Annotated in this window: 22 protein-coding genes; 9 read left to right on the top strand and 13 right to left on the bottom strand. The window is 46.0% G+C overall.

The window, feature by feature from the left end; all coding sequences use genetic code 11:
* The first annotated feature begins 227 nt into the window (after positions 1 to 227).
* Complete coding sequence (locus tag ACR1R9_RS07445) at positions 228 to 1,067, top strand: helix-turn-helix domain-containing protein (protein WP_433921430.1); 840 nt, start codon at positions 228 to 230, stop codon at positions 1,065 to 1,067.
* Positions 1,068 to 1,323: 256 nt separating this feature from the next.
* On the opposite strand, the gene nagA is transcribed toward ACR1R9_RS07445, so the two are convergent.
* Together nagA and ACR1R9_RS07435 are read right to left on the bottom strand one after the other, a co-directional pair.
* On the bottom strand, positions 1,324 to 2,466 hold the full coding sequence (gene nagA / locus ACR1R9_RS07440) for an N-acetylglucosamine-6-phosphate deacetylase (protein WP_433921431.1): 1,143 nt from the start codon (positions 2,464 to 2,466) through the stop codon (positions 1,324 to 1,326).
* Between the two features lie 26 nt (positions 2,467 to 2,492).
* Positions 2,493 to 3,278, bottom strand: coding sequence for a DeoR/GlpR family DNA-binding transcription regulator (locus ACR1R9_RS07435; protein WP_076288980.1), 786 nt, complete (start codon positions 3,276 to 3,278; stop codon positions 2,493 to 2,495).
* A 540-nt stretch (positions 3,279 to 3,818) separates the two neighbouring features.
* Here ACR1R9_RS07435 and ACR1R9_RS07430 point away from each other — a divergent pair.
* Positions 3,819 to 4,739, top strand: coding sequence for a LysR family transcriptional regulator (locus ACR1R9_RS07430; protein WP_064636917.1), 921 nt, complete (start codon positions 3,819 to 3,821; stop codon positions 4,737 to 4,739).
* A 219-nt stretch (positions 4,740 to 4,958) separates the two neighbouring features.
* On the opposite strand, the gene ACR1R9_RS07425 is transcribed toward ACR1R9_RS07430, so the two are convergent.
* The 4 genes from ACR1R9_RS07425 to ACR1R9_RS07410 all read right to left on the bottom strand — a co-directional run bounded on the left by ACR1R9_RS07425 (position 4,959) and on the right by ACR1R9_RS07410 (position 8,964).
* Positions 4,959 to 5,144: a hypothetical protein gene (locus ACR1R9_RS07425; protein WP_024630602.1), complete on the bottom strand. Its 186-nt coding sequence runs from the start codon at positions 5,142 to 5,144 to the stop codon at positions 4,959 to 4,961.
* 86 nt (positions 5,145 to 5,230) lie between these two features.
* On the bottom strand, positions 5,231 to 6,049 hold the full coding sequence (locus ACR1R9_RS07420) for a carbon-nitrogen family hydrolase (protein WP_175382453.1): 819 nt from the start codon (positions 6,047 to 6,049) through the stop codon (positions 5,231 to 5,233).
* Between the two features lie 48 nt (positions 6,050 to 6,097).
* Positions 6,098 to 7,744 carry an ABC transporter substrate-binding protein gene (locus ACR1R9_RS07415; RefSeq protein WP_433921432.1) on the bottom strand — a complete coding sequence of 549 codons (1,647 nt, stop codon included), beginning with the start codon at positions 7,742 to 7,744 and terminating at the stop codon, positions 6,098 to 6,100.
* Between the two features lie 203 nt (positions 7,745 to 7,947).
* Positions 7,948 to 8,964, bottom strand: coding sequence for an ABC transporter substrate-binding protein (locus ACR1R9_RS07410; protein WP_076288976.1), 1,017 nt, complete (start codon positions 8,962 to 8,964; stop codon positions 7,948 to 7,950).
* Between the two features lie 260 nt (positions 8,965 to 9,224).
* Between ACR1R9_RS07410 and ACR1R9_RS07405 the strand changes: the two genes are divergently transcribed.
* The 7 genes from ACR1R9_RS07405 to ACR1R9_RS07375 all read left to right on the top strand — a co-directional run bounded on the left by ACR1R9_RS07405 (position 9,225) and on the right by ACR1R9_RS07375 (position 16,689).
* A complete protein-coding gene (locus ACR1R9_RS07405) occupies positions 9,225 to 10,433 on the top strand; it encodes a pyridoxal phosphate-dependent aminotransferase (protein ID WP_076288975.1) in 1,209 nt (402 codons plus the stop codon).
* Between the two features lie 361 nt (positions 10,434 to 10,794).
* The gene (proB, locus tag ACR1R9_RS07400) at positions 10,795 to 11,898 is read left to right on the top strand and encodes a glutamate 5-kinase (RefSeq protein ID WP_076288974.1); all 1,104 of its coding nucleotides are present in this window, start codon (positions 10,795 to 10,797) and stop codon (positions 11,896 to 11,898) included.
* Positions 11,899 to 11,994: 96 nt separating this feature from the next.
* Positions 11,995 to 13,242 carry a glutamate-5-semialdehyde dehydrogenase gene (locus ACR1R9_RS07395; protein ID WP_076288973.1) on the top strand — a complete coding sequence of 416 codons (1,248 nt, stop codon included), beginning with the start codon at positions 11,995 to 11,997 and terminating at the stop codon, positions 13,240 to 13,242.
* Between the two features lie 36 nt (positions 13,243 to 13,278).
* On the top strand, positions 13,279 to 14,139 hold the full coding sequence (proC, locus tag ACR1R9_RS07390; RefSeq protein WP_076288972.1) for a pyrroline-5-carboxylate reductase: 861 nt from the start codon (positions 13,279 to 13,281) through the stop codon (positions 14,137 to 14,139).
* Entirely contained in the window at positions 14,136 to 15,359 is a 1,224-nt protein-coding gene (locus ACR1R9_RS07385; protein WP_433921433.1) for a 2,3-diketo-5-methylthiopentyl-1-phosphate enolase, read from the top strand. Before proC ends, ACR1R9_RS07385 begins: the two co-directional genes overlap by 4 nt.
* Positions 15,356 to 16,033: a 2-hydroxy-3-keto-5-methylthiopentenyl-1-phosphate phosphatase gene (locus ACR1R9_RS07380; RefSeq protein ID WP_072733403.1), complete on the top strand. Its 678-nt coding sequence runs from the start codon at positions 15,356 to 15,358 to the stop codon at positions 16,031 to 16,033. The genes ACR1R9_RS07385 and ACR1R9_RS07380 overlap by 4 nt, the downstream gene beginning before the upstream one ends.
* A gap of 2 nt (positions 16,034 to 16,035) precedes the next feature.
* Complete coding sequence (locus ACR1R9_RS07375; RefSeq protein WP_036607600.1) at positions 16,036 to 16,689, top strand: methylthioribulose 1-phosphate dehydratase; 654 nt, start codon at positions 16,036 to 16,038, stop codon at positions 16,687 to 16,689.
* Positions 16,690 to 16,831: 142 nt separating this feature from the next.
* Here ACR1R9_RS07375 and ACR1R9_RS07370 read toward each other — a convergent pair whose 3' ends face one another.
* The 7 genes from ACR1R9_RS07370 to ACR1R9_RS07340 form a co-directional block, all read right to left on the bottom strand.
* The gene (locus tag ACR1R9_RS07370) at positions 16,832 to 18,127 is read right to left on the bottom strand and encodes a multi-tm2 domain protein (RefSeq protein ID WP_433921434.1); all 1,296 of its coding nucleotides are present in this window, start codon (positions 18,125 to 18,127) and stop codon (positions 16,832 to 16,834) included.
* A 42-nt stretch (positions 18,128 to 18,169) separates the two neighbouring features.
* Entirely contained in the window at positions 18,170 to 18,622 is a 453-nt protein-coding gene (locus ACR1R9_RS07365) for a hypothetical protein (protein WP_076288968.1), read from the bottom strand.
* Positions 18,612 to 19,232, bottom strand: coding sequence for an RNA polymerase sigma factor (locus ACR1R9_RS07360; RefSeq protein ID WP_076288967.1), 621 nt, complete (start codon positions 19,230 to 19,232; stop codon positions 18,612 to 18,614). The genes ACR1R9_RS07365 and ACR1R9_RS07360 overlap by 11 nt, the downstream gene beginning before the upstream one ends.
* Positions 19,233 to 19,395: 163 nt before the next feature.
* Positions 19,396 to 20,118 carry a DnaD domain-containing protein gene (locus tag ACR1R9_RS07355; RefSeq protein WP_236703325.1) on the bottom strand — a complete coding sequence of 241 codons (723 nt, stop codon included), beginning with the start codon at positions 20,116 to 20,118 and terminating at the stop codon, positions 19,396 to 19,398.
* Complete coding sequence (asnS, locus tag ACR1R9_RS07350) at positions 20,118 to 21,413, bottom strand: asparagine--tRNA ligase (RefSeq protein ID WP_063566804.1); 1,296 nt, start codon at positions 21,411 to 21,413, stop codon at positions 20,118 to 20,120. The genes ACR1R9_RS07355 and asnS overlap by 1 nt, the downstream gene beginning before the upstream one ends.
* A gap of 102 nt (positions 21,414 to 21,515) precedes the next feature.
* Entirely contained in the window at positions 21,516 to 22,721 is a 1,206-nt protein-coding gene (locus ACR1R9_RS07345; RefSeq protein ID WP_076288965.1) for an acetate/propionate family kinase, read from the bottom strand.
* Entirely contained in the window at positions 22,718 to 23,590 is an 873-nt protein-coding gene (locus ACR1R9_RS07340) for a 3-hydroxyacyl-CoA dehydrogenase family protein (RefSeq protein WP_063566802.1), read from the bottom strand. The genes ACR1R9_RS07345 and ACR1R9_RS07340 overlap by 4 nt, the downstream gene beginning before the upstream one ends.
* Between the last annotated feature and the right edge of the window lie 40 nt (positions 23,591 to 23,630).

The following is a 23,630-nucleotide window of genomic DNA, read 5'->3' as shown; positions in this document are numbered from 1 at the left end:
CTCCCTTAATTAAATAGTATAAGCGCTTTAACTTTTAGAAATAGGAACCCTATCCCCAAACCTATCCAAGCACGCCCCCCTCCTTTTTTAACGATTAATAAATTCCATTCAAGCTTATCTCAAAAAAATTAACCATACAGCACGTATTTTCTTGTAATTATTAAATTTTCATACATATATTGCTATGAACCTTGGATCAAGTCTACAATCCTCTTAGGAGGTGCTGAATGAAGCCGGTATTTTATGAGTCTGCTCTTTTTGATGTCAGCCGCAAGAAACAGGTATACACCAGCATGCCTTCAAGGCACTATCATGATGCATATGAGATTCTGTATTTAATATCCGGGGATTTTTATTATTATATAGGTGATAGAACCTACCAGGTTGCGGGCGGAACACTGCTATTTATGGATATTCACGAAAGGCACAAACTGGTTAATTCCGGCTGCTATATATATGAACGAGTTACACTTCTGTTTAAGAAAGAATTCCTGCAGCATTTCTGCACCAGTGGTCAATGTGAGGGTCTGCTCGAATTGTTCAAAAGTGATTACCGTGCTTTGAAGATGACCGGAAAGGATCAGCATTTCATCGAACAGCTTTTTCAGAAGATGATCCAGGAAGGGAAAAAGCAAGCCCGCGGATATGAACAGTACCAACAAATATTATTGGTAGAGTTGCTCCTCTATCTTAACCGTAAACTATTTGACAGCCTTGTCGCTCCATTGGTGGAATCCAATCGTACACACAAGAAAGTCCTAGACATCGTTAATTATGTAAATCAACATTATATGGAACCGCTTAAGCTCTGTGAGATTTCAAGGCAATTCGACATAAGCTCTTCCTACCTTTGCCGAACTTTTAAAGAATCCACAGGGTTCAGCTTCATAGAATATATCAATAACATCCGTATTAAAGAAGCTCGTGATTTGCTCGTGGGCTCTTCTTTTAATGTTACTGAAATTGCGGGAATGGTCGGGTTTGATAACACTTCCCATTTTGGAAGAACCTTCAAAATAGTGATGGGCATCTCGCCTCTCTGCTTCCGCAAACAATTTAAGTCTTAATAGCAAAATCACTGGAATACCAATCATTAAAGAAAATAAAATGCCCAATTCTTCAATATCGGCAATGGATTCTGTAAGGCAATACGTTAGCGGATCCATCCATTACAATCACTCACTTTTCTCACCCCAATTCAAGTCGAAATTTCTTTTCCCAACCCAAGAACCCCTTATAAAAAGGGGTTCTTGGGTTTATTTATGTAAAGCCCACTAGACTTATCTAATGGACTTTCTCTGTAGAATCGCAAATAATAGTGATTTATAGAATTTGACCGCCCACCATCGTCCAGAGAACCTGAAATTCATCATCCAATAGGACCAGGTCGGCATCGAAACCAGAGGAAATTTCCCCCTTTTGTTGAAATCCAAGAATATTGGCCGGCGTAGTTGAAGCCATCTGTACGGCATCTATCAAGGGAATTCCGGTTTCGACAGTATAACGTAAGGCTTCATTCATGGTAACTGTACTGGAGGCCAGTGTATCATCCTCCAGTCTTGCAATGCCACCCGATACCGTGACATGATGGCCTCCAAATAGATAATTCCCATCGCCCATACCCATTGCTTGTAAAGCATCTGTGATCAAGACCATTCCTTCAGGTCCTTTCAGGTTATGCATCAGTCGAATAATAGCAGGATGCAGATGGACATTATCCACGATAGCTTGAAGACTTACATGTTTCTCTTCAAAAGCAGCCACAATCAGACCCGGATCTCGATGATGGATCGGCCGCATGCCATTAAAACAATGCGTAACATGACTCGCACCTGATGCAAAGGCTTGTTTGGCTTCCTCATATGTGGCATCCGAATGAGCGATCGCTATAACTACTCCCCGTTCTTTCAAAAAAGAAATCAATTCCATTCCTCCCGGCAGCTCGGGAGCAATAGTAACCATCTTAATGAGTGACTCTGCTTCCTGGAAAATGATCTTCATTTCTTCTATGTTGGGATGCCGCAAATACTTTTCATTCTGCATTCCTTTTCGCTTCGGGTTCAGATACGGTCCCTCTAAGTGAATTCCTGCGATCTTTGCTCCCACTTCTTGTCCTATTACACGCTTGACACTACGAATCATTTTCAGAAGATCCTCCATCGTAGAACTAACAGATGTAGCCAGAAATGAGGTACACCCCGTTAAAGCACATTGGCGTGAAACTTCTTGAATACTCTCTTCAGTACCGTCCATCATATCAAAGCCATTGGCACCGTGGATATGGACATCTATCATTCCTGGGACTAGCAAATGTCCTCTTCCATCAATCCGTTCATACTCTCCTTCTAGCGTAGGAAGATCACCTGTGTCTACCCTCATGATTTTCCCTTCAGAAATCCACACATTGGCTGATGGAACGATACGATTGCGAAGTGCCATTTGTACATTATGCAAAATATAATCCATAAAAATCCTCCTCTTCCCGATGGTTATCAGTCTTGCTTTCGAACCTCTTCATTTTCTTCCTGACACTCAATAACAGTGATGTTCTTCTGATCCAGAACTTCTCTGATCTCACTCGGGAGTTCCAGATTTGTGACTAAAATATCAACGAAATCAAAGTCCAGCCGATGAATAGATTTGCCGTTAAATTTTGTGTGATCGGCTACTACGATAACCTGATCAGATCTTCTGGCCATTTCTTTCTTTACCCGGGCATCTTCTTCATATGGATAATAAAGTCCATCAGACCGGATCGCCGATGCTCCAATGAAGGCTTTATCAGCACGAATTTCACTTAGTTTATCGATAATGGAAGAACCATATAAAAAGCGGTGCTTTACATTCAAGTAACCACCGAGAATATAGATTTGAAGATCCTCTCGATTGGACAAGATCCCTACGTTATCAATCGAGTGTGTGACCACCGTACAATTTTTTGCGCTAATTTGTTCTGCTACAAATTGCACTGTGGTTGATACGTCTAAAATCACAGTCTCATGGTCTTGGATAAGTTTTGCCCCAAACTTCCCTATTTTTTTCTTACTCTCGGATTCATCAATCAAACGATCCTGATAAGACAGCATTTCTTTCTGTAACTCAGGTAACGATAGCCCCCCATGAGTTCGAATCACAACGCCTTCTTGTACTAATCTAACAATATCCCTTCGTGCAGTATCCCTTGATACTTCAAACAGCGTACATATATCTGTAACACTCATCGATTGGTGTTGTTTCAAGTATTCGAGTATTTTTAACAATCTTTCCTCTTGATACACAATACATGCACCTCCTTTTAAGTAATTATAAGCATTATTTTAATTATTTCAAGTTATTATAAGTAATTATTAAGTAAGTGCAAGTGTTTATTCCTGACTATTCAATAAAAAAGACGTTAGCCAGATGAATTTACATCCGTTAACGTCTTCATAAGTTAAGATTTACTGCTAAGAAAAAATTAATGAAAGGATTTCGGAGCCATTTGCTAAACAAATTGACTTACACCAATCAGATACTTGTCATCAAAAAGCGCTCTAGGAAAGAAAATGGCTATCAGATTAGTACGCCATTTAGATGCAGCCGTGTTCTTTTTTAGCATGGAATGATCTTGAGTCCAATGGATTCCCAATAGGTTTCTTTTAATGCTCGTTGCAGAATTGGACTTCACGCTTTTCACTCCCTTGGGACAGTTCTTTTTGTTATAGTTTTGCCTGTGTTGCATTAACTCTTTGTAAGCAGTTTAAGCGTTTCAGTTAAACTAATCATTTCTTATTTGTAGTGATATAATAATGGCATAACGAAAGGAATGACGTGTGCATATGGAATTCAGACAACTTCAATATACGCTGCAGATTGCGGCAGAGCGGAATTTCTCCCGGGCAGCTGAGAAGCTGCACATTGCTCAGCCTTCTTTAAGTCAGCAGCTATCCAAACTTGAAAAGGAACTGGGCGTACTGTTATTTCAGCGTAATACCAGCACCGTGGAACTGACCCATGCAGGGGTGACTTTTGTAGAGCAGGCTCAGAAAATAATTGATGCAGTCGAGCTGCTAAGACAGGAAATGTCGGACATCTCCCAGCTGCGCAAAGGTAAAGTCGTTGTAGGCAGCATGCCGATCACTGGCTCCCACCTGCTTCCGCATGTGCTTCCCGCATTTCAGCAGGCCTATCCCGAGATTGAAGTAACCTTGCTGGAAGACTCCGGGCTGACGCTTGAAAAGTTGACGGCTAGTGGCAAGGCTGACTTAAGCCTGCTCTCGCTCCCATTGCAGGAGCCAAGCCTATCTTATGTAACGATTGGTGAAGAGCGAATTGACTTGGCGGTTCCCCCAAATCACCCTCTAGCACGCAGAGGAGATCCGGAGCATCCAGTTCCAGTACGGATGGAAGAGCTTCGAGATGAACCCTTTGTTGTGCTGAAGAAAGGACAAGGCTTCCGCAAACTTACATTTGATCTGTGTGAGGAAGCTGGGTTTGACCCCAATGTGGTATTTGAGAGTACAAATATTGAGACGGTGCAGTCACTGGTGGCTACAGGTATGGGGATTACACTGGTTCCGCGCTTTATTGCCCGTGCGCCCCGCAGTGAATTTGTTCCTGTTTACGTACCGCTAGCTGAGCCAACGCCCAGTCGTACCCTTGTAGTTGCATACCGCCAAGGACGGGTTCTCTCCAAAGCCGCGGAGGCATTCATTCATACTTTTCAACAAACCGTAGCCGAGCTCTCTCAAGGAGAATAATTGGACGGTCAGCGAAATAGCACGCCATACATGGCAATAAAATAAACAAAGGCTTGACCCATAAGGGCCAAGCCTTTGTTCTATACTCGTCTCCCGCATCCGCAGGATAAAGTTCTTACATGGTATTAGCAGTACATCATCGTTACAGTACAATGTTGCTAAATCATCATTGAATTGTTAACGTAAAAACGTACATATGAGAATTTCAAGTTTGGCGGTTTATTTTCGCAAATTACGTTCACTTGTCAGCCTGTTCTGTTGATTCACAAGGCGGCCTTCGTCCTGAACAGATTGTTCAGGTGGTGATAGCCCTCCTGCCCCATTCTCTAAGAATGGCCTCAAGTGATCTACCCTAGTGTTTTCCTGTTCCAGTCTCCTGAGCGTATCTTTCACATGGTTGTCCATTGATTGATCATCCTCCTTGGTGACGGGATAGTTATCATTACCCGCCTCCCGGATGAATAAACACTTTATTGGAAAATTACAGATTTTTATTTGCTGCCAAAATAAATGCCAGGTCTACGGTCTTCGAATACCGGAATACGGCCACGAACCTCATCCACAAGTGAAGGACAGATAATTCCGGTCACGATCTCTTCTCCTTCTCCACCTTCAGCCACAATTTCACCCCAAGGATCAATAATGAGGGAATGCCCGAAAAATTCGGTGTCTCCGCTTTTCCCTACGCGATTGCAGGCAATAACGTACATCTGATTCTCAATGGCCCTTGCTGTAAGCAGTGTGCGCCAATGATGCAAGCGCGGGTTCGGCCATTCAGCGGGGACAATTAATGCTTTGGCTCCGTTCAAGGCAAGTGTTCGAGCAAGCTCAGGGAAACGGATATCGTAACAGATTGAAGCTCCAGCGGTGAGGCCGTTCTCCAATTCAAATATTTCCGGTTCTGCACCAGGCTGCAAATACTTCTCTTCATCCATCAGGCGGAACAAATGCAATTTATCGTAACGTGTCACCTGATTTCCTTCACTATTATAGGCGTACATTGTATTGAAGATTTGGCCATCACGTTTCTCCGCAATGGAACCGCCAACGATGGAGATTCGATGTTTTTGGGCAAAAGTCGCGAGCCACTCTCTTGATTTCTGGCCCTCCGGGTCAGCAAGCTCATGAATTTGTTCCAAAGCATATCCCGTATTCCACATCTCGGGCAGCACAGCCAATCCCAAGTCGGGAACCTGTTCTACCGCTCTTTCGAGCAAAGACTGCATATGTTTATGGTTGGCTTCAGGGTCTCCGATCTGAATATCGCCCTGAATCAGGGCTACACGCATTTCCCCTTGTTGTTCTGTCATAACCAGCACTCCTCTGAACCGTAATACCTGTAATCATAGCTTGATCATTCAAACATCTGCAACCTGTTTTCGTTCTGAACTCCTACATAATAACTCGGGCAACAAAGTTAACAAACGGTTGCTCGTCAGTGCATCGCCCAAATTCCATGTTGTTTCTTCCACTTCGTACACCTGCCCCTTCTGCACGGCTGTAAGTGCTCGCCAGTTTGGACTCTGCATCAACTTCTCTGTGGCCTGCATTGCAATAACGTCTTCAGGAAGCAAGACAAATATATGGTCACCGGCATACTGACGAATCGCTTCAGACGAAATTTCCTTATACGCTCTGCCCGCGACAAGCGCCTCCTTCACTTTCGTAACGGGTCTGAATCCCATCGGATGATACAAGAGTGAGGCCAGACCAATATTGCCCATGACAAATAATCGGGCACCCCGATGATAGGTGAATACGGACACCGTTTCCCCCGGTTCAATTGAAGCATGAATCTTCATCCACATCTTTTCCATACGTTGCTGATAGGAGGAGAGCCATTTTTCAGCTTCTGATTGCTTGCTAAACCAGCTTCCCACCCTACAAATTCGATCTTCCAGCGTTGCATGAGAGTTATATGCCAGTGTGGGTGCTATTCGGGAAAATTGTTCATATTGTTGTTCGTTAGTGCTATCGAAAATGATCAGGTCTGGTCTCATCCGGACTGCCTCTTCCACATTAACCGGGGCAACCGCATCATAGGCCTGATCTCCTAATAAACCAATGCCCAGCACTTGCAAATCTCCACCGGAATCACCATAAAACATAATTCGCTTGGGCTGTGACGGAATATTCACATCATGACCCAACCAATCCTGAACCAGTGTTTGTTGCTGAATAGATCGGTCATATTGACGAGGCGATAATCCGGTCATTTGACGAAAACGCCTGCTGAAATAATACTCATCCTTAAAACCCACCCGGGTTGCTATATCCCGAAGCGGTTCATCGGATTTGCGCAACCAATCCTTAGCATGTTTAATTCGTACATGGTTCACATAATCAAGCGGCCTGTGGCCTGTTAATTGTCTAAATAAGTTTGTATATTGCACGGGTCGGATATCTGCAAGACGGGCCAGTTTCGTTACTGTGATTTCTTCAGCGTAATGATCTTCTACATATTGAATTGTACTGTGTAGTCTGGATTCCATGCTCTGCTCTGTTTTTGGTGAAGTGTACCGGGTGATGATCATCTCCATCCATCTCTGAAACTGTGCATTCAAATGGCTATATTCGGCATCTGTTTGATAATCCCGAATGGCATACATTTGCTCCAACAGCCCACTTAACGGGGCATAAGGATAGCCATTCAATTGATTTCTATGTTCGAATACAGGGCGCGTATACTGTTCCGGATCTCCCGTCAACACATGAATAACATCAAATGATATCACCATATATTTCAATTTCAATCGGTTTCCATGTTCAATCTGGTACCCTTCACCCGGAGAAAGCGGGTAAACACATCCGGTGGTAAAAGGAAACTGTTCATATCCTATATATAAGCGACCTTCCCCTTCTTCGCAGATCAAAAATGTATGTTTATCACATGCCACTTCCAGCATCACCTGTTCTGGTTGTTCAATTCGTTGTTCCAGATGATCCAGCCGAAACATGAATGCTGAAAAATACAACCCTCTGGCATCGGCATTCAAAGCCTGCATGGTGGTTCACCTCGTTTTTTAAAATGAGAATGATTATCATTCTATCTGTATGAACTGATTATAAGCGAGCTTTTGTTATTAATCTAGATCTGGCTGTAATCAGCACAAAAAAGAGCATTCAACGAAATGTTGAAGGCTCTTTTTTAGTCGGCATTTTCGTTCTTAATCCAATACAATATTATGATGTATCTATCTATAAACGACTATTGAATCATCTGTTTCGGCAACTCTTTCAAAAGCCATTCTCTTGAAGTTGCGTCACTTGAAGCCTTGACCAGATCAAAGCGATATACTTTTCCTTCTTTTACAGCGGGTAGGTTCTTCCAAATCGGGCTATCCAGCAATTCTTTGGTGGACTGCTTCGCATCATCCGTTACTGGATCCAGTATAAATACGCGATCACCCGCTATTTCAGGCAGCTTTTCAGTAGAAATCTCAGCAAAGCCCATTCCTTCATCTAACACTTTCTGAATTTCCGCGGTTGGCTTCATCCCATCGGCTCCATATAATAACTGTGGCAATCCTGCTCCGGCCATTACAAACAGTCGATTACCAGGATACATGGTGAATACCGAAGCCGTTTCCCCTTCTTTCAGTCCATTCTCATGAAGCTGCTTCCACATCTCTTCCGTTGCTTGTTGATGGGCCGTGATCCAAGCTTCCGCTTCCGGCTTTTTGTTCAAAAGATCGCCAAGAATACGCATGCGGTCGTCCAATGACGCAAATGAATCAAAGGTAACCGTTGGCGCAACCTTCGAGATTTGATCATATTGTGCCTCATCGCTATTCGAGAAAATGATCAGATCAGGATTCAAGGTAAGCGCCTTTTCAACACTCAACGGGAAACCCACATCTTCCGCTTGGGCGACCTGATCATCATATACTGTTCCCTCCTGACGAAGAATACCTACAGGTACAACGCCCAGCGCTAGCAAGTCCCCTGTAACTTCACCATGATAAATTACACGCTTCGGCGTAACCGGAACCTCTACATCATGGCCTGTCCAGTCCTTGAACATCCGGGTTTCACCCTCACTGTTATCTGCGGATGCCGTCTGTTCCTGATTGGACTGATCTTCGTTTGTCTGTGTTTCATTGACCGTTTTGGAATCATCCGTTCCGGCAGACGGAGTTGAAGTCTGATTTCCACAAGCCAGCAGAAGAATGGATAACCATGTAACCGTCAATAATACTGCCGTATTTCGTATACCCTTTTTCATTTCTATTTCTCCCCCTAATAAGTGCTTCGTTCCTATTCACCAATGATATTGATTATCATTATCGAATATTATCATAAAACAGGATTTCCCCTAATCTCAATGGACAAAACAAAATATCTCATTTCAGTTTTGTACAAAAACTTAAATATTGGCTCCTCCCAAGTATTCATGAAGTGTTTTCCCCCTATACAGCTCGGGATTGACGTGATAAATTAATGAATACTATATTGCCATCTTTAATAACCGGAGTGATGTATAGCATGACTAATCAACCTCAATCATCGGGTCGTTCAGCCTTTACCATACCTACATCCGATGTAATGACACAGCTTCCTACACAATTTTTTGCTTCCCTAGTTCAAAATGTAAACCGAGAAATTGCAAGTGGTCACGACGTCATTAACTTGGGTCAGGGGAACCCGGATACACCTACACCACCCCACATTGTCAAAACATTGCAGGAGTCGGCTGAGAACCCGCTCTATCACAAATATTCGCCTTTTAGCGGGCATGCTTTCCTGAAGGAAGCCGTTGCGAAACGTTACAAAGAAGATTACAACGTGGACCTGGACCCCGAAACGGAAGTTGCGATTTTATTTGGCGGAAAAACGGGCTTGGTCCAGTTACCTCAGGTATTGCTCAATCCCGGCGACGTATGTCTTGTACCTGATCCAGGTTATCCGGATTATTGGTCTGGTGTGGCTCTGGCGAAAGCGCACATGTCTTTTATGCCACTGCTGGAGTCCAATGCATTCCTGCCTGATTATGAAGCAATCTCTACTGAGGATCGAGAAAAGGCCAAGCTGATGTTCCTGAACTATCCTAACAATCCAACCTCAGCAACTGCCCCTCTTTCCTTCTATGAAGATACGGTAGAGTTTGCCATTCAAAATAAAATCGTCGTAGCCAGTGACTTCGCCTATGGTGCAATTGGATTCGATGGACATCGTCCAGTGAGCTTTTTGCAGGCACCAGGTGCCAAAGAGGTGGGCATTGAGTTCTACACATTATCCAAAACCTACAATATGGCGGGTTGGCGCGTCGGATTTGCTCTAGGTAATGCGGAGATCATCTCCAAAATCAATCTGCTGCAGGATCATATCTACGTGAGCCTCTTCGGAGGCATCCAGGCCGCTGCTGCGGCAGCACTGACATCTTCCCAGGAATGTGTGACTTCACTGGTTGCACGTTATGAATCACGTCGCGACGCTTTCTATGATGCACTCTCATCCATCGGCTGGCAGGCTCCTAAACCGGGAGGTTCCTTCTTTAGCTGGCTGCCTGTACCTGCAGGCTTTACTTCTGCTTCCTTTGCTGACGTATTACTGCGTGAAGCTAAGGTGGCCGTAGCACCGGGTATTGGTTTCGGTTCACATGGTGAGGGCTATGTGCGCGCAGGACTGCTAAGTGATGAAGATCGATTAAGGGAAGCAGCGGAGCGGATTGGCAAGTTGAATTTATTCAAGTAATTTACAGGTGCATAACCCCTTTGCATCTGCCAAGTTTCCATGGTATGTTATAAGGAAATATTGAACGAAACGTGATGACGGGACCAGTACGAGAGGATCAGCCGCGCCCAGAGAGTAAATTCCATCGGGCTGCAAGAATTTACCGCGGCTTCTCTCCGAAACCTACCCCTGAGCGGCCTGTGATGCACAGGACAGTGCCTTCTGTTACAGGGCATGAAGCCGGATGATCCAATCATCAATAAAGGTGGTACCGCGGAAGTAACGAACTTTCGTCCTTTTTAATTAAAAGGGCGGGAGTTTTTTTTGTACCCAACGGTCTGCTCCAGGGTCAATCATTAATATTGTTTAAGGAAGTGAAATTATGACCTCACGTATTGTAGTTAAGATCGGAAGCAGTTCGCTTACTACGGAAGAAGGCGGGCTAGATCGGAGTGCCATTACTTTTTTTGCTGGAGAAATTGCTGCCTTGGCCGAACAGGGCCACGAGGTTCTTCTGGTCACTTCGGGAGCGGTAGCTGCCGGATTCCGGGAGATTGGTTACCCCCAGCGTCCCAAGCAATTGCATGAAAAACAAGCTGCAGCCGCTGTTGGGCAAGCTTTGCTGATGCAGGCATATCAACAGGCTTTTGCAGCGCACCGCGTTACTACAGCACAAATTCTACTCACCCGTACCGACTTTCACAGCCGGAAACGTATGGGCAATGCAGGCATGACGGTAGAAGAACTGCTCAAACAGCGCGTCATTCCGATCTTTAATGAGAATGATACCGTATCTGTCGATGAATTGAAGTTCGGGGATAACGATCTCCTGTCTGCACTGGTAGCGAATCTGGTCAAGGCACAGCATTTGGTCATTCTTACAGATACCAACGGTCTGTACACGGCTGATCCTCGAAAAGATCCATCTGCGTTTCGTTATGACCGTATCCCCGAAATTACGGCAGAAATTTACGCCTATGCTGGCGGTTCTGGATCATCCGTAGGTACCGGCGGCATGCGATCCAAGGTAGATGCAGCCAAAGTGGCAACGCGTGGAGGCGTACCTGTCTTTGTAGGAAGTGTGAAGGAACCTGGAGATATGCAAAGAGCGGTTGATGGCACCGGAAAAGGAACGTATTTCGAAACTCGCCTTGCCGCTCTCTCTCGCAAAAAACAATGGCTTGGCTTCATGTCTACTCCGCTCGGTACCGTCGTTGTGGATAATGGTGCCGAAGAAGCATTGGTTCATGGTGGTCATAGTCTCCTGCCTGTAGGTGTCAAACGTGTGCTGGGTACCTTCCATGCCGGAGATGTTGTAGAGGTGCTGGGTATGGATGACACTTTGCTCGGTCGTGGTATCGTCAATTATGATGATGACCAGCTACGGCTCATCGCAGGACTGCCAAGTGGCGAAGTGATGAAGCAGTTGAACAGCATCCATCGACTTGAGGTTATCCATCGAGACGAGTGGATTACGTTAAAATAGAACACCTATAATCCTACCGAGTGTACTACTCAGGATCATATGATACAGCTATTAAATATTCTTTTGTTTCCACTTTATATATGGGAGGAATTTATGATGAGTGAAGTCAGGGAAAAAGCGAGCAAGGCCCAAGCCGTGGTTCCGCAGCTGAATCGACTGAGCACAGAACAAAAAAATAACGCCCTGCTGGTCATGGCGGACGCATTAATTGCCCAAGCGGATTCCATTATTGCAGCAAACGCTGACGATCTGGAACGTGGCAGACATCAAGGTACGCCAGAATCGATGCTGGATCGCCTCGCTTTGAATAAGGAGCGTATCGCCGGTATTGCTGAAGGACTGCGTCAGATCGTGGAGTTGCAGGACCCTGTGGGCGAAGTGCTGGAGACTTTCACTCGTCCGAACGGATTGCATGTTGAAAAATTGAGAGTGCCCATCGGTCTAATCGGCATCATTTACGAGGCACGTCCAAATGTTACAGTAGATGCTGCCGGACTTTGCCTCAAAACAGGTAACGCTGTACTGCTACGAGGCGGCTCCTCGGCCCTCTCCTCCAATCGCAAAATTGTGGAGGTACTCCATCAGGCACTGGCAACAACAGATATGCCAGCTGATGCATTGCAGCTTGTTGAGGATGCAGACCGTTCCTCCGTGGACGAAATGCTCAAGTTAAATGGACTGCTCGATGTCATCATCCCACGCGGCGGTGCTTCACTGATCCGCAATGTGGTCGCCAATGCAACAGTGCCTGTGATCGAAACCGGTGCAGGTATCTGTCATACTTATGTGGATGAATCTGCTGATCCAGTCATGGCAGCGGAGATTGCCGTTAATGCCAAGGCACAGCGTCCATCCGTATGCAACTCCATGGAAACCTTGTTGCTGCACGCTGTATACGCGGAGGAGCATCTGCCGGCTCTGGCTGAACAACTCCGTGAGGCGAATGTCCTGTTGAAGGGTTGTGACACGGTCCGCCGTCTCGTTCCCTCTGCCCTTTCTGTGACGGAAGAAGATTATGCTACAGAGTACAATGATTATATTTTAAATATTCGTGTAGTTCAGAACCTGGATGAAGCGATGGAGCATATCGCCCGTTATGGCACAAAGCATTCAGAGTGTATCGTCACCAAGGATACCAGCAATGCAGAACGTTTTTTACATGATGTCGATGCGGCTGCTGTATACCATAATGCTTCTACTCGTTTCACAGACGGATTTGAATTCGGTTATGGAGCCGAAATTGGGATCAGTACCCAGAAGCTGCATGCTCGTGGACCTATGGGTCTGCCTGCATTAACGTCAACCAAATACCGTATCACTGGAAATGGACAAATCCGGCAATAATATCGCAGCTACAGTTATATAGGAGGAACGATAAATATGAGTCAAGAACAACAGACGTTATTACAACAGAAGATTACATTTCACGGAGCAGGTGCGATGGCTGAAGCCATCGTGCGCGGATTAATTTCCCGCCTTGTCGTTCGTCCTCAGGATATTACGATGCTGAACCGAAGCAACCAGAAACGTCAGGAGGAGCTCAGCACCCGTTATGCCGTACATACCGGAACTGCTGCACAATCGCTGGATCATCTCGCTGCTTCTCCGGTTATTGTACTCTGCATGAAGCCAAAGGATGCTGCCGCAGCGCTGCGTGAACTTGGGCCGCTCCTGTCGCCGGATCAATTAATCGTTTCGGTTATTGCCGGATTATCGATCCGTACGATGCAATCCCTACTGGGACGTAAACAACCGATCGCCCGCACCATGCCGAATACGTCCAGTACAATCGGGCTCGGCGCAACCGGACTTGCCTTTTCCGAAGAGATTACGGATGAACAGCGCAGTACAGTCATGACGATGTTCGAAGCTGTTGGAATCGTGACCATCGTGCCTGAAGATAAACTCGAAGTGCTCACAGGTATTTCCGGAAGTGGTCCGGCTTATGTATACTATTTGATGGAGGCCATGATTGCCGCAGGTATTCGTGGCGGACTATCCAGCCAACAATCCCGCGATCTGACTGTTCAGACCGTGCTGGGTGCTTCACGCATGGTACAACAGACTGGCTTAGAGCCAATGAAACTCCGTAGTGATGTGACCTCCCCGGGAGGTGCAACTCAGGCAGCACTAAAAACGCTGGATGAGGGAGATTTCTTTGAAAATGTAATCGCAGCCGTCAACCGCTGTGCAGAGCGCTCACGGGAGATGGGAGCTGCTTTGGAAGGAGATTTAAAATGAATAATATGTGCACAGCCACATATCGTCTGCATGATGATCGTGCAGACTTCCGCAAGAAAGCTGAGTCCATTGCTGTCGGCATGACCGTTGGCAGTTGGACTGAATTGCCTCAGGCCAAGCGTGAGGCGATGCAGAAACATCTGGGTGAGGTCATCAGCGTTGAGGTGCATGAAGCCGAGGACATGGCCCCAGGTGAGCGTTACGCTGATATTACCATCGGTTATCCGGATGTAAATTTCAGCCGTGACATTCCTGCCCTACTCGTGACGGTCTTTGGCAAAATTTCAATGGACGGACGCATCAAACTGACACGGCTTGGATTCTCGGACGGGTTCCTCAGCGCATTCCCCGGTCCCAAGTTTGGACTGAATGGTGTTCGTGATCTATTAGGTGTACATGATCGTCCGTTGTTAATGAGTATCTTTAAATCAGTCATTGGACTGGATGCTGAAGAACTGAGGGAACAGTTTATTCGCCAAGCTCTTGGTGGAGTAGACTTGATCAAAGATGATGAAATTCTGTTTGAGAACAAACTGACTCCGATTGAGAAAAGAGTCGAAGTCTGCATGAAAGCTGCGGAACAGGCACGCAAGGAGACGGGTAAGAAACTTCTTTATGCCGCAAATTTAACTGGACCTACCTCACGCCTGAAACAACAGGCTGAACGCGCGATAGGGGCAGGAGCAAATGCGCTGTTGTTCAATGTCTTGTCTTACGGATATGACGTGCTGCACGAACTAAGCAGTGATCCGGACATCAACGTACCAATCATGGCTCACCCTGCGCTTGCAGGTGCACTGTATCCTTCACCACACTATGGAATCTCGGCTTCCGTCCTGCTGGGGCAGCTGATGCGACTTGCCGGAGCGGATCTGGTGCTCTTCCCTTCCCCTTACGGATCGGTGACGATGCCGAAGGAAGAGAATATGGCCATTACAGAACAATTGCTGTCACCTGAGCTTCCGGTCAGAACCAGCATGCCTGTGCCTTCGGCTGGTATACATCCAGGGCTTGTACCGCTTATTCTGCGTGACTTCGGCACTGATGTCATCGTTAATGCCGGCGGAGGTATCCATGGACATCCCATGGGCACTGAGGCAGGCGGACGGGCATTTTTGCAGGCTATCGAGGCAGCCCAACGTTGCATTCCACTGGCAGAATATGCAGTCGAACATCCCGAGCTGAAAAGTGCACTGGATCTGTGGGGTGGCGAACGATGAGAAGTGATAAAAAAACAGTTATTTTCTGTGATTTTGATGGCACGATCACCCTTTCGGACAATATCGTAGCGATTATGAAACATTTTAAACCCGAAGGTATTGAAGCGATTATGAAAGACACGATTGAACAGCGAATTTCGCTCCGCGAAGGTGTGGGAGCGATGTTCGCTCTGTTGCCTTCTTCGCAGAAAGATGAGATTGTGGAATTTGTCCTTGGACAGGCCGGCATCCGAGAAGGTTTCAGCGAATTTCTTGCATATGTTAGGGACGAGGGCATTGAATTCAATGTCACCAGTGGCGGAATGGACTTTTTTATTGAGCCTTTGCTCGCTCCATTCGATATTCCACAGGATCACGTTTATTGCAACGGGGCAGATTTCACAGATGAATTCATACGTATTGAATGGCCTAATCCATGTCAGCCTCCTTGTGAGAATGGCTGCGGCATGTGTAAAACGACGGTTATTCGTACATTCCCGGAAGAACAATATAATCGTATCCTCATTGGAGACAGTCTAACGGATTTTGAAGGTGCCAAAATCGCTGATCTTGTCTACTCCCGTTCTATTCTGACGGATAAGTGTATAGAGCTGGGTGTGGACCATGTCCCATTCACAACCTTCTACGATATTATGGAAGATATGAAACAGAAGCAAACACAAGGAGTGCTGTAAAAATGGGTTTTGAAAAGATTACATTGGAACATAAACGCCAGGTCCTCGAAGAGCTGGCTGATATCAAAGCGCTGTTTGCCAGCCGTAACTGGTTCCCTGGTACAAGTGGCAACCTCTCGATGCGTGTGGGCGACTTCGACCCGGAGCAATTCTACTTTGCAGTTACTGCATCAGGCAAAGACAAATCTCTCCGTACACCGGAAGACTTTCTGTTTGTGGACAAGCATGGTAAAGCCATTGAGACCACAACCCTGAAACCGAGCGCTGAAACGTTAATTCACTGCGAAATCTATCGTTTAACCGGATGCGGCGCGGTGTTCCACGTGCATACCGTATTTAACAACCTGATCAGTGAATTCTTTGGAGCAGACGGGCACGTACCGATTCAAGGCATCGAATTGATCAAGGCTTTCAACATCTGGGAAGAAAATGCGGAGATTCGTGTACCGGTTCTACCTAACTTTGCAGATATTCCATCTATCGCTGAATTGGTGCCAGGTGTACTTGATGCCAACGTACCGGGAATTTTACTGCGTAACCACGGTATTTATGCCTGGGGTAAAGATGCTTTTGAAGCCAAACGTCATTTGGAAGCGTTCGAGTTCCTATTTGAAGTGATGTACCGTCAGCTTCTGTTAAAGGGTGCTACGAAATAGCAATCATTTATTCGAAATCAAAGCTGCACAACCAAAACACGCCAAGGCTGATATACATAGGCCTTGGCGTGTTTTTTATGTTTGGGGAATTTCTTGTTTTCTATGATTTCTTTGTTCCCATTCAGAAAAAATCTGTAAAGTTCTACAATCGATCATCCCGATCCTTGAATAAAAAGAGACTGTCTGCTCCCTCATCATTTCGATGAGCCGCACTAGGGATACCCGTCCCCCTCTGCTTGCCAAACAACAGCTTCAGACCGCCAAAAATGAGCAGCAAGGACACAATGACGGTGTTCACATACGAACGAATCTCGTACGTCATAAATGCATCCGGGAACATCTCATTCAGCTGTGGAATGACCAAACGGATAAACAGATAGTACAATCCCAACGCAGCAATTCCGAATCCAATCAGGCGCTGGTGACGAGCCCAATCCTTGAAAATGGGTTGATCTGTCAACGGTTCGCGGCCATACCGGCTTGAACACTGAAGTCCGTCAAAGAAGCTGTAGAACCAGATCAACGGAATCATGAACAGGAACACCGATAAATGAAGCAGGTCCAGAACGTAGATACTGCCGAGAAACAGGAACATGAGTTGCATGCCTCTTTTTTGCAGTCCAAGATACAGATGTCCCGCACCCGGGAAGGCTGATAACAGGGTTGCCAGCACTTTGCTTCTCCGTCCAGAAGCCCTGCCCATCTCCAGCTCCTCGAACAACGTACGATCCTGCAATACCTCACCAGCCTGCTTGCGATGCACGTGCTGGACGGCATCAAACATGCAGTATACCCAAATGACAGGCAGAATGAGCAAGAACATCAGAAATACGGATTCATTCGTAATGGAAGCTACAAAAACCATCATGGCAAATGAACCGAAGAACGCGATCAGGAATGATAAACCGCGATGTAACAGTCCGAGATGAAGATGTCCCAGACCTGGAACAAAAGAAAGCAAAATCGTAAAAAATCGTTCGCTTTCACTACCTTTTTGATACATGGGTTGGCCGTAAGCCCCTTCGGGGCCACCATACTCACCACCCTGATGCTGATGTATTCCCTCCATGTCCATCTCCATCTGTCCCAGATGACCTTCCTGACCAGTGTATGCTCCCTGATATGCCGCCCCCTGATGCGGTCCACTGTAATGTGCGCCATATCCATGGTATCGGGCATCATTAGGCGATGGGGCACGCAGCAGAACGATAATCATATCCAGCATGCTGACACACCAGAAGAATATGGTCCCCAAAGCCCCAAGAATCATTAATTCCCGCTCACTCACCAGAATTGCCAGCATAAACGAACCAACAGCTGTCCCAAAAAAGAGTAATGGATAGATTACAGCTCTGGCAGGTCGACCCCAATAGAGAAAACCCAAACCCGGAATCAGGTTTAATAAGAATGCAAGTAATTTGTTACGATCTGATTGCACAGTCTTCATCCTTTCTTTTCAGGCAATGCGAATAAATTTAATTTATGGTCCAGGCTTGAAGTGATCCAGCCATGAAGTAGCTGCCTCCGTCCATTTTTCCGTAAATGAACCTCTGTGATCACCATCCTGGAACTTATGATAAGGCGCAACCTTGTCAAATAGCCCTGAGGAGAGGAAGATTAACGTCAGACAAGCCGCTACAGCATAATGAAACACTTTGTGATCCAGCCAGAGACGTCTTCGTCCGGAACGCGATTTGCGCTTTGGCTTGGAGGATTGCATTTCCGTAATTTGATTCATGACTGAATCGGCGAAGCCTACCGGGTCCTTCAGTTGTGGCAGCTCCCGATGAATGCCGAGTGCTTCGAGATAGTTGTCCATTGCTGCCGGAACGTCCATAAGCACCTGTTCCATCATACTTGCCTGGTTTGCAGTCATTCGGCCTTCAATATAATCAGTCCATTCCTGGACGGTATACATTCTTTTATTTCTCACGCCACTCATCCTCCTTCCAATGATTTCGAATCCACTGCCGGGCACGATACAGACGGGACTCCACGGTTTTCACTGCCACCTGTGCATCACGGGCAATCTGCTCATAATTTTTTTCGCTTAAGTAATACGCAGTTATAATGTCCCTGTGCTGGGCAGGCAGCTGATTGATACGCTCGCGCAACTTCTCCTGACGCTCTTCACGTACAAGGCGGGCAAGAACATCTTCTTCACGACCGGGCATGTTTATTATTTTTTCTTCTCCGCCCAGATCCTCAGCGCTTCGTCTGCCCAGCTTGCGTTTGGCATCAATTGCTTTGTGAAAGGCAATTCGGGTTAACCACGTTTTGAAACCTTCGGATCGGTAATCGGGGAGAGATTTAACCATCTGAATGAACGCCTCCTGCGCTGCATCCTGTGCATCCTGATCGTTCCGCAATACGGAGTAGGCCACATGGTATACATGCTGGCTGTACTTTTCGATCAACAAGCGCATCTGGGATGTATCGCCTTGACGGATTTGTTCGATTAAGCGCGCTTCATCAATAACTCTCCCCTCCTCTCCACTACAATAGACGACAACTTGTTTGTTGACCCCTGCGTATTCATTCATTTTTTTATAAAAAGGTTTTACATTGCCTGAAAAGTCAGTCCTACCGGGAACTTAATGCATCTTACTTAACATCTCTATAATCTAAAAAAAACAGGCACAGAATAAATTCTGGCCTGTTTTTGATTTATTCTGAATGAAGTTGTTGCCTAATCTAACATTGGTGTTAACGTCCTCCGTTACGAAACCGCTGCGTATATGCCTTGGCGTCCTGCACATTCTTCACGCGGTTACGACTCCATTCAAGCAGGATTCGATCTATATAGCGGAAATGCACTTTACCAGCAAACACCGCTTCCTTCAATGCCATGAGAATCAGTTCCTCCTGATAGCGATCCTGATCCAACCAGCTGGATATAGTCTCGCATTCCATCGGGGAAAGCGGGCGGCCAAATTCTTTTTCAAAAATAGAGAACATATTTCGTTCTTCCTCTTCTTTTTGAACACTGTTCGAATCCGGGCGCAATGCATTACTGTCCAGCTGCTGCTTACGAGCAACGGCCATATCCTCTGCTGTACAACCTGCAAGCTTGGCATATAATCCATGAAGATCATACCGTTCATATTGAATGTCACGCTCTTCATCCCGATGCTCGTCAATGTGAATGTACCCGTCTCTCATAAGACGTTGTAGCATTCTGGCGATGCCTTCAGGAGCAAGACCCATACGGGTTGCAAGCTCTTCAAGCGTTGGGAACTCATTGAATTCGACTTGCCGGAATCCAAACAATTGAATCAGCAGAAGCACCTCTGCATCACTTAACCCCAGCTGATGATAATAGCGCAATAAAGCATATGGGAGCTGCGCTGTCCCTGATGCCATACCGTAAGCTGCTCCATTCAACCAGGCTTTGGAGCCGGTTTCTTCCATGGACTCGCGGTTAAGCATTAAGGGTACAGACGATAGAGCATACGTGGGAATGCAATTGTTTCACGTACGTGATCCAATCCACAGATCCATGCTACCGTCCGCTCCAATCCCAGACCGAAGCCGGAGTGAGGAACCGATCCGTATTTACGTAAGTCCAGATACCACTGATATGCCTCTTCCGACAATTGATGCTCATCAAAGCGCTGCTGCATCAGTTCCGGATCATCAATACGCTGGGAACCGCCAATGATCTCTCCGTATCCTTCGGGTGCGATCATATCTGCACAGAGGACCACTTCAGGACGATTTGGATCAGGTTTCATGTAGAATGCCTTGATTCCAGCCGGATAATGGGTAATAAAGACCGGTGTTTCGTATTTCTCGGCAATCGCCGTTTCGTGTGGAGCACCAAAGTCTTCTCCCCAAGGAATATCGAAGCCTTGTCCATTCAGGAATTCAATCGCTTCATCATACGTAATGCGCGGGAATGGAGCTACAATTTTTTCAAGCTTGGATACATCACGTCCAATGGACTCCAGTTCAGCACGGCAGTTTTTCAGAACCGTTTGAACTACGTGTGCAATAAACTTCTCTTGCACTCGCAGGCTTTCCTCATGATCCACAAAAGCCATTTCCGGCTCAATCATCCAGAACTCGATCAGGTGACGACGTGTTTTGGATTTCTCGGCACGGAACGTAGGACCGAAGGAGTACACTTTGCCCAGCGCCATTGCTGCAGCTTCCATATACAACTGTCCACTTTGTGTCAGATAGGCATCTTCATCAAAGTATTTGATGTGGAACAAGTTCGTCGTTCCTTCAGCAGATGAAGGTGTAAGGATCGGAGGATCAACCTGTGTGAATCCGTTACCATCAAAGAACTGCTGAACAGCGCGAATGATCTCCGCACGAATAACCATAATCGCACGTTGTTTTGTCGAACGCAGCCACAGATGGCGATGATCCATCAGGAAGTCTACCCCATGCTCTTTTGGAGTAATTGGATAGTTTTCAGTCAGATGGATAATTTCCACACCAGTAACCGTCATCTCATAACCGGATGCACTACGTGGTTCTTCACGGATAATTCCTGTTACATACAATGAACTTTCTTGAGTCAAGCTCTTAGCAGCATTCCAGATATCTTCGCTGACTTCACTCTTAACCACTACCCCTTGAATATATCCGGTTCCATCACGCAGTTGCAAAAATTGAATTTTGCCGCTGGAACGTTTGTTGTTAATCCAGGCGCCGATCTTAACAGTCTCGCCCACATGCTCACTCACATTACGAATTACACAATCCGTACTCATGCACATATCTCTCCTTGGAATCCTGAATTTGAAAATGCAGCGGGCAGGCATATGCCTGTCCCCTGCACTTCCTTGTCATGCTATATTCACTTTACAATTAGATTACAGAGAATTCAATACGATTCGGTGTGTATCTCTTGCAATCACCAATTCTTCGTTCGTAGGAACTACGAGAACGTCTACTTTGGAATTCGCTGTTGTGATGCGACGTGGTTCTCCAGAGCGAATTGCATTCAGCGCTTCATCCAGTTCAACACCCAGATACGTGAGTTGCTCACATACTTTTTGGCGAAGAACAACGGAGTTTTCACCTACACCAGCCGTAAATACGATCACGTCTACACCGTTCATTGCTGCTGCATAAGAACCGATGTATTTGCGCAAACGATATTCGTACATCTCAAATGCAAGCGTGGAGTTAGCATCGCCAGCCTCCATACCTTCCGTGATTTCACGCATGTCGCTACTAATACCGGAGATTGCAAGAAGTCCACTATGCTTATTCAACATGGAGTTTACTTCGCTCACGCTCAGTTCTTCCTTGTTCATAACATAAGGTACAATGGCCGGATCCAGGTCACCACTACGTGTTCCCATCATTAATCCTTCGAGTGGAGTCATACCCATGGACGTGTCCACGGATACGCCGCCTTGTACAGCCGTTACGCTACCACCATTACCAACATGGCATGTGATGATCTTCAGATCTTCCAATGGACGATCCAGATATTCAGCTGCTGCCTTGCTTACGTAATCATGGGAAGTACCATGTGCTCCATAACGACGCACTTTATACTTTTTGTAAAGCACACGTGGAATGGCATACAGATATGCTTTTTCAGGCATCGTTTGATGGAAAGCCGTATCAAAGACCATTACCTGTGGTACCCCTGGCATATTGGATTCAGCCGCACGAATCCCCATCATTGCTGCAGGGTTATGCAGTGGAGCCAGATCGAACAGACGGCGGATTTCTGCTTTGGAAGCATCATCAACCAATGCTGATTCCTTAAATGCTTCACCACCGTGAACTACACGATGTCCCACAGCCTGAATTTCATCAACGGAACCAAGCACACCGTTTTCTTTGTCTGTCAGGATGTCAATAACTTTACGAATCGCTGTAGTATGTTCTAGAATTTCGCTAACTTCCGTAACATCCTCGCGGCCGGTTGGTTTATGAGTCAGAATGGAAGAATCCATCCCGATCCGCTCTACCAGACCTTTTGCCAATACGGATTCATCCGTCATGTTATACAATTGATATTTAAGCGAGGAACTCCCCGCATTAATTACGAGTACTTTCACAGCCGGTCACCATCCTTGTCGTACTTGAAGAATCCTTCGCCTGTTTTTACACCCAGGTGTCCTGCACGTACCATTTTCTTCAGGACTGTGGAAGGACGATATTTCAATTCACCGAATTCACGGAACATTCTTTCGAGTGCAGCTTCTACTGAATCCAATCCGAAACGGTCTGCCATCTCAAGCGGTCCGTGCTGGAAATTGTATCCGATACGCATAGCGTCATCAATATCTTCAGCGGAAGCGACACCTTCCTGCAGTACATGCAGCGCTTCGTTGATCAAAAGACAGATCAATCTGGACGTAACAAATCCAGGTGATTCATAGATCATAACGCCTTTTTTGTCCGCTACTTCTTCTACAAAACGTCTAGTTTCTGCAAAAGTGGAATCGGATGTTTTCAGACCACGAATAATTTCTACAAGATCAACCCGGGAAACCGGGTGAATAAAGTGCATACCAATAACACGCTCTGGGTATTTGGTTGAGCTTGCAAGCTCAGTCAAACTCAGCGTGGATGTATTACTTGCAAGAATTACGTTGCTTGGGCAAACTTGGTCAAGTTGACTGAATACCGCTTTTTTCGCTTCCAGATCTTCAGAAATAGTCTCAATGACCATATCGCAAGTTCCGAGTTCAGCCAGATGAGCAACTTTGGTAATACGGGAGAGAATCAATTTCTTCTCAGCCTTCGTAATAGCCCATTTCTCCAGTTGTTTATCGAGGTTAGTCTCAATCATGTTATATGCATGATCCAGCTTCTCCGTTGTGTGTTCCACCAGAAGCACATCAAGTCCTTTGGCTGCAAGCATCTGGGAAATACCTTGCCCCATCGTGCCGCCGCCGACAACTCCTATCTTTTTGAAAAACATGGTTCTGCTCCATCCTTTCGGTTCTCTATTTCTCTATTGT

The sequence above is a fragment of the Paenibacillus taichungensis genome (genome assembly GCF_050994985.1).
Classification (GTDB): domain Bacteria; phylum Bacillota; class Bacilli; order Paenibacillales; family Paenibacillaceae; genus Paenibacillus; species Paenibacillus taichungensis.
Note: the sequence above shows the minus strand (reverse complement) of the source record. Positions and strands in the feature narration are given on the sequence as shown.